Here is a 12,258-nt window from a genome sequence, read left to right on the forward strand (position 1 = left end):
GCCCGTTTGTGGGCTTTGCCTTAAACGCGATATACAACTTCGCGAATGCACATATTAAATGCGCCTTTTGCTTACTCAATATCGTTAGATGGAAATTACGTTAGAAATTTTTGCAGCCAAACCAGGTCAAAATACCTGCCGTTTTTGTAGCCGATTTTCTCGAAATTTCCACATTCTTTGTAGCCCAATGCCCTATGAAAGTTTAAACTGGCTGTATTTTCAGATGAAATATTGACCAAAATATTCGATATTTTTAAATCCCTGAGCTCACTTTCCAGAATATTGTAAAGTTTGCTTCCTATTCCTTTTCTGGTAAAACCATCTTTTAACCAATATGTCAGTTTAACTGTTTGCGAAAAGGTGCTTTCGGGTCTGAAATTATAGGCATACCCAAATCCAACTAGCTCCTTGCCACTAAGGACTACGTACCTCGGAAGTATACTCTTGTCATTTAACATATCTGAGATGCTGCTTTTTTCTAAAAGCGTTTGAGAAAAGTAGGCAGTTGAATTTGCAACATAATAGTTGATGATATCTAAAATATTATCCGCATCGGTTAAGGTCATTGCCCTAAATGAAATGTTTTCCAGATTCAAGGTATAAGCTATTTTTGTGGTTCTAACGGGATCTTTGTGTTGATATTATTTTGAGGTACATGGCGGCTTAAAGATCATTCTTTTGACTAAGTTCTCAAATATCCCTCCCTCATTTTATGCGTATTATTGGAAATGGGTGACGAATCAAAATAAAGGATTTAAGAGAACGACAAAAAGCGCGGAGAAGGCGAGGACGGACTGGATCATAAAATTGAAAAGGCAGCTGAACTCCGGCTGCCTTTTCAATGCAGTTGATGACCGAATGCAGGTTAGAACCCCGGATTATTCGGTAACAAGTTCGGGTTCACATCCGACTCTTGCCTCGGAACAGGGAACAATAGCTGCTTTTCCGCGAAAGTTGCCCCGAAAACGGTTTTATGACCTACAAAATCGTCCCAGTTACCGGTCACATCGTTGTGTACTTTCCGGGTCCTGACCATATCAAACCACATTTTGTTTTCAAAGCAAAGCTCGAAATAACGTTGCAACCAGACCTCATGCTCGAATGCAGCCTGGTTTAATCCGGCGACAGGGGCCAGATTAGCACGTGCACGGATCGCATTCACATATTGAATGGCCTTGCTGTTGGGGGAACCTTCGGCGCGGTTGGATGCTTCGGCATACATCAGGTAAACATCAGCGAGCCGGTACAATGTGAAATTGAGGTCGGATTTAATAGAATTGGTCACCGCATTGGCATCAAACCATTTATAGATGTATGTGTTTTTGAACTTCACGGGCTGGCCGGTTTTAATGCTCGGCGCCGTAGTGTAAAAAAACTGCTTTTCCTCCACCCGCTTATCGCCCGCCGGAAACGATTTGATAAACTCGGGGGTTGGGTAAACCGATCCGTATTCATCCGCATATTTTGAAATTCCCGAATAGTTGGGAATGGTAAGCGGGGTAAGTGGGTTGGTCAAAGGCACGCTGGCGGCGTATTGCACCTGGAAAATGAATTCGCCCAGGTTCTTGTTCGCCGGGTTGATCATGTCGGTATAATTCTTGAAAAGCGAATAACCGCCGTTCTGGATCACATTCAGGGACCGTTTGGCCGATTCGGCATAGTATTGCTGGCCACCGTTGATCGCCGCACCCGCGTAGGTCAGGTACACATCCGCCAGCAGCGATTCTACGGCGGACATCGAAACCATGCCCGTGGTATTCGACCATGGCAATGTGGAAGCTTCCGCCGCGAGCAGGTCCGGGATGATGATTTTGTCATAGATTTGCTTCGCGGCTGTACGTGGGAGGTTTAAATCCAGGCTGGTCGGGACAGCCGTGACGATCGGCACCGCACCGTACATCCGCACCAGGTAGAAATAGTAGAGCGCACGTAATGTGTGGACCTCGGCGAGCATGTTGTTTTTTTGTTCGTCCGTGAGTCCGGCGGCATTGATCCCGGGTATGCTTTGCAAGGCAAGATTGCATGCCCCGACACCGAGGTACATTTGCTGCCACCAGGTATCAAAATAAAACGAGGTATTGGTATAACTGAGATTTTCGAAGTTGATAAATCCGGTCTGCCCGAGGTCGCTGTTTGCTTTGCCGGTGATAAATTCAAGCAAATTGTAGGTATTTCCGCCATAGGACGACGGCTGGCCGGCCAGAAGCCCCTGTAAATTGACGTAGGCAGAATTCGCATAGGCCCGGGCCACTTTACCACTGGACACCTCCGAACCGGGCGTCAGAAAACCCGTTGGCGTTTCTTCCAGAAAGTCGCTACACGAGCCGAGGGTCAGCAGAGATGCGGCCAATAATATATTTTTCAGCACTTTCATATCTTTTGTAGTTGCGGTTTAAAAAGTAAGTGTCAATCCCAGGTTCCAGACCCTTGGGCGCGGATTGGAAAAGAAATCCAGGTTTTGAGAGAACCCGGTGTTGGAACCATAGGTCGAGTTGAAAGTGTCTACCTCGGGATCGTATCCGGAATACTTGGTGATCACGAACAAGTTCTGAACACTGGCGTATAGCCTAAGCCGTTCCATTTTCAGTTTTTCCAATACGGGCTGGTCAAAGGAATAGCCGAGCATGAAATTCTGGCCGCGGATAAACGAGCCGTTTTCGACCCACCAGGTATCAAAATGTGAATCCTGCGCAAATTTGTAGTTGCGGACTTGTGAGATCATGGTATTCTGGTGATCAGGCGTCCACGCGTCCAGAACGGTGGCGAGACTGTTCGCAATGGTCTGCCTGTCCTCCACGGAATGCTTAAAGGTCGCCGCGGTATTCAAACCTTCCACGAAACGGATGCTGAATGCAAGATCCCATCCTTTGTATTTCATCGTGCTGTTGAAACTTCCTGTCCATTTGGGCGTAGTTCGACCGATAATACTGTAATAATTGCTTCCGTCGGCGTTGTAGATGTACTTTCTGTCACCCGGTTTCAGGTTATGTTCAGCGGCGAGTGCTGCCTCATCCGAACTGTAAGTACCGAGCCTGGTCATGCCGTACAAGGAACCGATCGGTTCGCCGACACGCAGGATATTGGTTTGTCCCAAAAAGTTGGGCCCGGGGAAAATATCGGCGTTGCCGCGGTTTAGTTTCAGGATCTTGTTTACGTTGGAGGCAAAAATGAAGTTGGTACTCCAGGTGAAATTACGCGTTTCGATGTTGGTGGTATTCAAACTCACTTCCACACCCGAGTTCCTGACCGAGCCTATATTCTGGTATACATTCGCATCGACTTCCCCCGCCGACCAGGGGATTGGCGCTTGCAGCAGCAGGTCCTTGGTCACGCGGTTGTAGTAATCAACTGTCAGGTCGATCTTCTCACCCAGTCCCATTTCGACCCCGGCATCGAACTGCAGAGACTTTTCCCATTTCAGATTGGGGTTACCCAGGTAGCTGGGCAAAAGCGTGGATTGCAGTGCGCCGTTCAATATGGTGCTGGTTGCATTGGTGGTGCCGGGCTGGATCTGGGCGATGGACTGGTACTGGCCGATCTCCTGGTTACCCGAAAGCCCATAGCTGGTACGGACCTTCAAGTTGGTAATGGTTTTATTCCCTTTCAGAAAAGCTTCTTCCGACACGCGCCAGGCTGCTCCGACAGAGGGGAAAAACGCATACTTATTGTTGGCTCCAAACTTGGAGGAACCGTCGTACCGGCCGGTCGCCGTGAACAGATATTTCTCGTCCAGGGTATAAGTTGCCCGGGCGAAGTACGAATTCATGGTCCATTTGTAATCGGCAGAGGTGGAAGAGCTCCTCACAGAACCGGAACCCAGCGTGTGCCACTGGAATATATCGTCAATGAAGTTTTGGGTTTCTACAAAATCGGTTTCCTGGTTGTACTGTTGCCATGAAGCGCCCAGCAATGCTGTAAACTTGTGGCGCGTATTGATGGTCTTGTTGTAGGTCAGGTAGTTTTCCGACTGCCAGTAATTGTTCAGGTAGCCCCTGATGTTCGCCACCCCGCCCTGGTCGGCAGACATATGCGCCAGGTTTTGGGAAGAGAAATAGTTATTCTTCTGGGATTGCAGGTTAAATCCGAAATCAGTTTTGAAATCCAGGTCTTTTGCAATGTGAAACAGCAAATAGGTATTGCCCAGAGATTGGAGCGTGTTGTTGATGGTGTACCGGTTATGAGCAATGTTGACCGGGTTCGGCCCGCCTTCGAGCCCGGCGATATCGTTGTTGCCGGCCCAGGTGCCATCGGGGTATTTCACAGGCAATATCGGTACTTCCTCCGAAACCATGCGCGGCACATTCAAGCTGCCGTTTCCATCGGAGACCAGCCGTTGTCTGCTGCTGATCAGTGACAGGCTTCCACCTACTTTCAACCACCTGTTTATATCCGTATCCACTGTAAACCGGACATTGTACCGCTTAAAAGCGGAAGTCGCCATCAGGCCATTCTGGTTCAGATAGCCCAGCGACAAACTGAACAAGGTCTTATCATTGCCGCCCTGGAAATTGAGCTGATGATTGTTGGAAACGGAAGGTTTGTAAACCTCTTTTTCCCAGTTTGTATTGTACAACGGTTTGTCGTTGTTATCAAACAGTAGTGGGAAGTTGGCGTGGTTGAGCAGGGCGGGCGGCGTCCAGGTCCCACCGGCAGGGTCGAACTTCGTACCATTGGCGTACGCCTGGTTATAGATATTCACAAATTCCTCCGAATTCAGTGTTTTCACATGCCGGTAGAGGTCGCTGACGTTGATATTGCCGTCATAAGAGACCCGCATCCCGCCTGCACGACCCCGTTTGGTGGTGATCATGATGACGCCGTTCGCTCCCCTGGCGCCATAGATCGCCGTGGAGGAGGCATCTTTCAATACTTCCAGAGAAGCGATGTCGTTCGGATTGATCGCGTTCCCGTCAACACCGATGACCCCGTCGACCACGTAAAGCGGGTCGAGACTGGAGTTAATGGAGCCGGTACCCCGGACGCGTACTTTGGCGGCCGCGCCGGGCGCATTGCTGTTGACGCTTACTTCCACACCCGCAATTTTACCTTGCAGGGCCTGGGACACGTTGGGGACCGGTTTGTCCATCAATTGCTCCCCTTTGATGGTGGCCACTGCGCCTGTGAGGTCCGATTTACGGACGGTACCGTAGCCGATCACGACTACTTCGGTGAGTGCTCTCGTATCGGAAGCAAGGTTCACATCGATCACAGACCGGTTACCGACCGTGATTTCCTGCGTTTGGAATCCTACAAAGCTGAATACCAGAACGCTGGACTCATTGGGGACGGCAATTTCGTAGTTTCCGGAAGCGTCCGTCGAAGTTCCGGTGCCCGACCCTTTGATCAGTACATTTACACCCGGAAGCGGAGATGAATCTTTGGGATCCAGTACTTTACCCGTAATTTTCTTGTCGGCGGCGAGGGGAAGGCCGCCGGTATTGGCATAGGAGACCAGGGAAATCAGCAATAGCAGGTTTAGCAGGACTATTTTCGTAATCCTTCCCGACCGAACGACGGGCCTTTGTACATAACGTTTCATGTAGAAATTAGTTAGTGTTTTTTAAGCGTATTGTTTTCAAAAAATGGAAGCTAGTTCGTGCGCGGAAAAGCAGGGGAGCGGATATAGGGCATGATTCAAACAGGTTTAGTTAAGTTTCGATTTTAAGTATACCAGGCCACAGCCGGACCACGTTGGCCGGGCCACGTTGGCTGCTCACGTTGAGCGGACCACGATGGCCAGGCCATGGCCACAGCAATCACCCTTTGCCGTAAGCAGGCGGTATTTGAAATGAATGTTAGGGGAGGGGAATTATTAATATTTTTAAAAAATATTGTCCAAAAAAGGCCTCGGCAAATTTAAATGCAGTTAAAATGACCTTAAATTAGGATTAAAATACACCTTGGGAATTGGGCGGGAAAGTTAAAGTACTGGCTTATAGTGCCATGCAGGAAGGTGAAATGCGAGGTGCGATCGGGCAGGTGCCGGCGCGTAGGAAAGCGCCAGCCGGCAGGTAAGATGGGAAACTAAACAGAATGCTCACTGGCGACGAGCCTCATTGGCTTTTTCGTACGCTTCCAGGCAAGTGCGAAGTGGTTTGCCCTGGTTGTAAATGCAATCACAGAAACTATTGCATGCCTCCGGATTACTGTTACCGGCACAGCCATTGGTGCATTCGAGCTGGGAATTCCCCGGCCGGATGTCATATAAATAATGGTTTACCACTATTACGGAAGCGACCATCGCAAGGACACATCCAAAAAAGAGCGCCGGAAACCTGTTGCTGTGCGTTTTCGGTTCGGCGGAGTCGTTGCCCGTATTGTGTCGTTTCAATGGCAAAATGTATTTCAAACGGCCATAGTCCCAGCAGAGCAGATATAAATTGGCCAGGAGCATAAGGGTGGTGATCCGGGTACCTTCGAAACGCACCGCGTAAGCCAGCACGCAGATATTCAGTATAATGGGAAAACCCGTGAGTGCGCCGAGGAGTGCTGTCCTCGGAATGAGCAGGAGCAATGCAGTCATGAGCTGTCCAACCCCGATAAATGTATAGTAGTAGCCTGTGAGGTGCAACGCATCGAAATAATGGCCGAGTGGATGATTCGCAGGAAGCGCGGTGAATCGTTCGCCCATTATTTTCACGACACCCGACGGAATGAAGCCTAATGCCAAAGCCACACGGCAAAAAGTTGTGAAGTAACGAAACCACTTATTTCCCCTGGCTTCATCGTAGAACCGTCCAAGACCGTGTAGTACATTCATATGGCGACGCTGTTTATAAAGGTTAAGTGATTATCCTGATGTGGCCTGCCTTTTTGTCCTGAAAGAGGTAGCTATGCCGTAGGTGCAAAATCAATTCTGCGGCAATTTTTAAAAAGTACTTTGAATTTCAAAGTTATTAGCTGAAAAAATAGTTAAGCCGGTAGAATGATGCACCGGCTTAACTTCTGAAGGATTTTTCTGCTGTGACTTATTCGAACTTCTGTATAGCTTTCAATATTTCAAAACCCATTTGTGTCTGGAAAGGATCGGGGTTCAGTGAACTGTTTGCCAGGATGACGACACCTGTTTTGGAGGCCTTATCAAACCCGACGAAGGAAGTGTAGCCTCCGTTTCCGCCGTTTTTCCAGACCACATGCAGATTATCCGTGGTGAAAAGACTCCATCCAAGACCGATGCCATCCTGATAGTCACCCGAATGCCCGAATGTACGCTCATGCGTCAGCGTGATCGCATTTTTGAGTGGGTTGCTTTCCGGATGCATGTTCGCCTCGAGGTAAATAAGCATGTCATCCATATTCGATATCAGCGACCCGGTGCCTTGCAGGATATTTTCCATGTATTTGGACCAGGATTCGACCTTTTTGTTGCCGTGATGCCCCTGTACCAGATTTTGAAGCTGATCATTCGTGAACGAAACTGTGGTATGCCTCATGCCGAGCGGTGTCAGCACGCGTTCGGTGATCATCTTCTCGTAGCCCGATTTGTGATGGATACTCAGGATCTGACCAAGCAACCCATATCCGACATTCGAGTATTCAAATTGAGTACCTGGCTCCCGGGTTAATGTATAACCATTGATGAACTCGTACATTTTTTCCTCGGAATAGCCCACATAAGGATTGAAGGCGTCTTCGTCCATGTTTTTCGGGGCCCGCGGAAATCCCGAAGTGTGGTTGGCCAGGTGCCTTAGCGTGATCTTCGTCCCGTTGTAAGAAGGAACTTTGACGTGCGACGGGAGGTATTTTTCAATAGGGTCGTCCAGATTCACGCTATTTCGGAAATGCAGATCTGCTAATGCGATCGCGGTAAAAGTTTTGGTGATCGAGGCCAGTTCCAGGACAGACTTTGATGTAATTTTATCACCGGTTCCAAGTTCTTTTTCTCCATAGCTGAGTATCGTTTTTGAGCCGTTTTTGATCACACCCACGATTACGCCCACATTGGCACCGGTCACGATATACGGATCAACCGCGTTGGTGACTGCCTCTTCGATAGTGGCGGGTACAGGAGCTTTGTCTTCACATGAATAAAGTAATCCTGTGCAAGTCAGTACGATGACTTTCAGGTAATTTAATGTTGCTATTTTCATATCTATTTTGCAATGCGATTAATGTTGCGATCGATGGAAATCCGGATTCCGGGAAATACGTAGTTATAAACAGAGAACTCCTTGTTAGTTTTAGATATCGATTGAATGTCAGTTGACAGGTAGAGCTGTGTCGAGACGTAATAGGAATGGAGCATTTTGAATTTCACGCCTACGGCCAGGGGGATACCGATGCTTATCTTATTGATATATTCATTAATGTCAGTCGTTTTATTGTCGGCATATTTGACTTTTGTCCGGACCAGATAACCGAGTTCTATACCGGATTGTATGGTGAATATCAGCTTTCGGTGCGGCGATGAATTGTACCCCACCCAAACAGGTAATTTCAAATAGTCCAGGTTTGTTTTTCTTTGCTTATACCCTCCTCCCTGCAGTGAATAGAGAAGGTCGGCCCCAATGCTTAATTTTTTCACCGGGTTGTAAGTAAATCCCACTCCCAGTGTAGTTCGTATCCTGAAATCATAAGGTGCCGTTTTAAGGAAATCCAGAATTGGAACTCCGGTATTATATCGGAATGTGGTTGCCGAGGGTAAAAACCTTAGTCCGACAGCAAGCTCATTTTGAGAATAACATAAGCTGCATGACAGCAAGAGAAGCAGGGTGAACGCGATTTTTCGGATAATTTTCATAGCTAATCATGTAACGGTAACAAACAGAAACTCTGAGATGAGTGATCATTGACGGCACAAAAGTAGTAGCCCCGAAAACGCTAAACGTTCCGATTTCTGGGTTTGTTAAAATTTTAAATGATTGATTATTAACGACATGATAAACCGGAACCTGGTTTACATATTTCCGTTGGCGGTTTGCTCACGAAATGCTCTGGGGGAACATCCGGTATTTTTCTTGAATGCGGTATTAAAAGCAGTTTTGGAATTAAACCCCGATTCGTAGGCGATGCTCAGGATGCTCATATGGTCGTATGCGCTGTGCGAGAGCATCCTTTTACATTCTTCCAGCCTGTACCGGTTGATGAAGGTGTAAAAGTTCTCGCCAAAGCTGCTATTGATCAGGTAGGAAGTTTGATAAGTGTTAAGCAGCAAGATTCTTCCCAGTTTGGGTAATGTAATTTCACTATCCATGTAAGGCTTCCGGACTTCCATAATTTCTAAAAGCCTTTTCTCGTATTCTTCCAGCTTTTCATCGCTGATCGTTTTTTTCTTAACCAGTAAAGTATTTTCACTTTCAGCCATATTGACCGAAGTACTGGTGTCGGGCAGATCGAAAAACACTTCTTTTGTGACCACAGCCGGCTGATCGTTCAGCAAATCGGAAAAGCCCTCTTTTTGTCCCTCTGAAAAACCAAATACTTCCTTTTGCCTTGCAACCTGGGTGCCTACGTAATAAAACCCGAAAAGATAGATGAGTGGGAAGAATGCGGATCTTTGTCCGTGATCAAAAATAACCTCCGCAAACGACACGGCGAACAATGCGCTGAGACCGATGATGGTATTGTACAACCAATGGTAGTCATTATCCGGTAAATTTGATACAAACAAGGGGAGCTTCCTGCGGTGCGTGTTTAACGTTTTGATGGAGTAGTATTGATAAAAAACCACCTGGATAAAGAACAGGGATATTAACACCATTTCAAGCGGATCACTGCTATTGGAAGCGGCGATATTACCCAGCGTTTCATTATCGTAATCCGTAAAAGCGTAGGCTTTCAAATACAATCCGAGTATAATGAAGTAAGGAATGAAGTGATAGACTGTCTTTACAGATATGCGCGGTGATACCGAGGTCAGGTAAGCAACCGACAAGTAAATCAGCGGTGCAAACGCATAGAGAACGGGTTGTAAAAGAATTGCCAGCAAAGGATACCGGGAATACGAGCCGCTGGCTGCCAGTGCTTCATCGATAAAATCAAAGGAGAGAAAAATGAAAAGCAGCGCGAGAAAGCGGTAGCCGGTGGAATTGTGACTTTTCTTCGATAGAGCCAATACAGCTAAAAAGAACAGGCAGCTTACCGTAGCTGTATTGATTAACACACTGGCCATAGAGTTTCACTTTGGAACATGCAAATTAACTACATCCTTGTTGCGATCCGTACAGAGGCTGGTTGGTTAAATAATGTGCCAATAGCCGTCCGTTTTATAATGACCTGAAACCAGGGTTGTTAAAAAAGCAACTTTGCATACCTCGTGTTCAGAACCGGACGGTAGGCGTGCGGTGGCGGGGTGGCGCGCGCGATTGATCCGGAAATGATTTTTTTGCTCAGAGCAAGACAGCGCAGGACAGTTGTGAAACCGTGAAACTGCTTATTTACATTCCGATAATTAGAAATATTTGTACAATACAAAGTGATTTTTTGCGGATTGATGTGAAGTTTTGTCCCGGATTTGCGTGAAACAAGCAGCATATTTACATGATACCTATGTGTCCGAACGATGGTCAATGTTCTGCGAAGGGGACGTTGCGGCCTTTGGTGACCTGTTCGACCACCATTTCAATGCACTGTATCATTATGGCACGCGGTTCGCGTTGGATAAGGACCTGATCAAAGATTGTATACAGGACCTGTTCCTGGAAATCTGGGAAAAAAGAGAGAAACTGGACCACATTATTTCGATTAAGCCTTATCTCTTTCAGTCCCTGCGAAATAATTTGATTGCCCGGCTCAAAAGGCAATCCAGGTTTTCGGGCTTGCCGGAGGATGAAGAGCTGTTTTCCAATGACATTACCACGGAATTGCACTGGATCGCGGACGAAACCGAAACGCTGAACAGCAGTCGTCTTGTAAACGGGATGGAAATGCTCCCCAAAAGACAGCGGGAGGCCTTGTACCTGAAATATTATGAGGACCTTTCCCATGAAGAAATAGCCCATATCATGGGATTGCAACGGCAGGCGGTCGCCAACTACATCCATTATGGCCTGCTGAAACTACGGAAGTACTGGAACTACAAAACCATTCTGCTGGCAATGATCATCGACTTCGTGGTCTGACGACGTAATTAGGGGACATCAGAATTTTTTTCGAAATTTTTTCACAAAGCATGGGTATGGAAAAGCAGGTGGTCACTCATCGTGCCAGAAGCGGATATTTTAAATAATTCCATGAATAATTATAAGAACTTTGAGGTGAAGGACTGGGTGGACGATCCTGGTTTTCGTAAATGGGTATACAAAGGCGAAGAGCCTGCTTTCTGGGATGCGGTGCTTGAAAACACGCCTTCCCAGCTCGACAATATAGAACAGGCCAGGGAAATACTGCTCCTGGTCCGCGGCGAACTCGATGATGTCCCCGCGCAGGAACTTGCTGCAAGGAAATCTAAACTGCTGGATCATGCCATGCGCGAAAGAGAGGTCCGTACCTGGTGGCGCGGAAGGTGGTTCCAGGTTGCCGCGGTGCTGTTGCTCACACTGGGCTTTGGCGGGTATTACTGGAAACGGCTTTCGTCAACTCCCTACAATGCCATCCTCACACGCGCAGGGGGCGTCGCCATTACCGAGGTCATCAATACCAGTGAAAAGGCGAAGCTGGTAACCTTGCCCGATGGTAGTTCCGTGATACTCAAAAAGGCCGCGCGGATCAGCTATCCGAAGACATTTTCTGCGGATAGAAGAGAAGTGGTTATGCTGGGGGAAGCGTTTTTTGAGGTGCAGAAGAACACGGACCAGCCTTTTTACATCTACTCCGGTGAAATGCTGACCAAGGTCACGGGAACGAGTTTCAGCATCAAAGCCAATGAAAAAGAAAAACAGGTGCAACTGGTGGTGAAAACGGGTACGGTGGAAATTTCAGTACACAACGCGGGTAAGGAAAGCGGCGGGCGCCCTCTGGCGTTGAATCCGAACCAGCTGGTTACCCTGAACCGGGAAAGCGCCGAATTCGCGACACGGAATGTAAAAGAACCGGTGTTGATTGGTCTTCCCGTTGAGTATCAATATTTTGCGTTTAAGAAAAGTCCGGTGAAGGACGTTTTCAAGGCCCTGGAACAGGCCTATGGGGTGACGATCAGTTTCGACCGGGAGATTACTTCCAAATGTAACATTACAGCCAGATTGGGCGATGAACCCATCCGGGAGAAGCTCCAAATGATCTGTGAGGTGCTGGACGCGCGGTTTGACATGCAGGGTAGCGTGGTTTCGGTCTACTCCGAAGGGTGTGAAAAATAAGCGATTTATAAACAACCTAACTCAG

Annotated in this window: 9 protein-coding genes; 2 read left to right on the forward strand and 7 right to left on the reverse strand. The window is 47.6% G+C overall.

All coding sequences use genetic code 11. The features are described from left to right. Positions 1-95: 95 nt before the first annotated feature. The 7 genes from BP71_RS00920 to BP71_RS00950 all read right to left on the reverse strand — a co-directional run bounded on the left by BP71_RS00920 (position 96) and on the right by BP71_RS00950 (position 10,111). The gene (locus BP71_RS00920; RefSeq protein ID WP_496375629.1) at positions 96-596 is read right to left on the reverse strand and encodes a GNAT family N-acetyltransferase; all 501 of its coding nucleotides are present in this window, start codon (positions 594-596) and stop codon (positions 96-98) included. 269 nt (positions 597-865) lie between these two features. Next, positions 866-2,374: a RagB/SusD family nutrient uptake outer membrane protein gene (locus tag BP71_RS00925; RefSeq protein WP_496375631.1), complete on the reverse strand. Its 1,509-nt coding sequence runs from the start codon at positions 2,372-2,374 to the stop codon at positions 866-868. A gap of 18 nt (positions 2,375-2,392) precedes the next feature. After that, positions 2,393-5,539: a SusC/RagA family TonB-linked outer membrane protein gene (locus BP71_RS00930; RefSeq protein WP_496375633.1), complete on the reverse strand. Its 3,147-nt coding sequence runs from the start codon at positions 5,537-5,539 to the stop codon at positions 2,393-2,395. A gap of 498 nt (positions 5,540-6,037) precedes the next feature. Beyond that, entirely contained in the window at positions 6,038-6,760 is a 723-nt protein-coding gene (locus tag BP71_RS00935; RefSeq protein ID WP_496375635.1) for a DoxX family protein, read from the reverse strand. A 208-nt stretch (positions 6,761-6,968) separates the two neighbouring features. Continuing rightward, positions 6,969-8,090, reverse strand: a complete 1,122-nt coding sequence (locus BP71_RS00940) for a serine hydrolase domain-containing protein (protein WP_496375637.1) — start codon at positions 8,088-8,090, stop codon at positions 6,969-6,971. A 2-nt stretch (positions 8,091-8,092) separates the two neighbouring features. Then, positions 8,093-8,740 (reverse strand): outer membrane beta-barrel protein, encoded by a 648-nt coding sequence (locus tag BP71_RS00945; protein WP_496375639.1) that lies wholly within the window; start codon positions 8,738-8,740, stop codon positions 8,093-8,095. 156 nt (positions 8,741-8,896) lie between these two features. Beyond that, entirely contained in the window at positions 8,897-10,111 is a 1,215-nt protein-coding gene (locus tag BP71_RS00950) for a helix-turn-helix domain-containing protein (protein WP_496375641.1), read from the reverse strand. 346 nt (positions 10,112-10,457) lie between these two features. Between BP71_RS00950 and BP71_RS00955 the strand changes: the two genes are divergently transcribed. Both BP71_RS00955 and BP71_RS00960 read left to right on the forward strand, forming a co-directional pair. Further along, on the forward strand, positions 10,458-11,060 hold the full coding sequence (locus tag BP71_RS00955) for an RNA polymerase sigma factor (RefSeq protein WP_496375643.1): 603 nt from the start codon (positions 10,458-10,460) through the stop codon (positions 11,058-11,060). A gap of 111 nt (positions 11,061-11,171) precedes the next feature. Further along, complete coding sequence (locus BP71_RS00960; RefSeq protein WP_496375645.1) at positions 11,172-12,233, forward strand: FecR family protein; 1,062 nt, start codon at positions 11,172-11,174, stop codon at positions 12,231-12,233. The last annotated feature ends 25 nt before the right edge of the window (positions 12,234-12,258 follow it).

Source organism: Dyadobacter ginsengisoli DSM 21015 (assembly GCF_059568735.1).

Excerpts from the sequence above, each read along its gene's own strand:
- BP71_RS00960 (WP_496375645.1), top strand. The coding sequence starts at position 11,172 with ATGAATAATTATAAGAACTTTGAGGTGAAGGACTGGGTGGACGATCCT.
- BP71_RS00935 (WP_496375635.1), bottom strand. The coding sequence starts at position 6,760 with ATGAATGTACTACACGGTCTTGGACGGTTCTACGATGAAGCCAGGGGA.
- BP71_RS00940 (WP_496375637.1), bottom strand. The coding sequence starts at position 8,090 with ATGAAAATAGCAACATTAAATTACCTGAAAGTCATCGTACTGACTTGC.
- BP71_RS00925 (WP_496375631.1), bottom strand. The coding sequence starts at position 2,374 with ATGAAAGTGCTGAAAAATATATTATTGGCCGCATCTCTGCTGACCCTC.
- BP71_RS00950 (WP_496375641.1), bottom strand. The coding sequence starts at position 10,111 with ATGGCCAGTGTGTTAATCAATACAGCTACGGTAAGCTGCCTGTTCTTT.
- BP71_RS00930 (WP_496375633.1), bottom strand. The coding sequence starts at position 5,539 with ATGAAACGTTATGTACAAAGGCCCGTCGTTCGGTCGGGAAGGATTACG.
- BP71_RS00945 (WP_496375639.1), bottom strand. The coding sequence starts at position 8,740 with ATGAAAATTATCCGAAAAATCGCGTTCACCCTGCTTCTCTTGCTGTCA.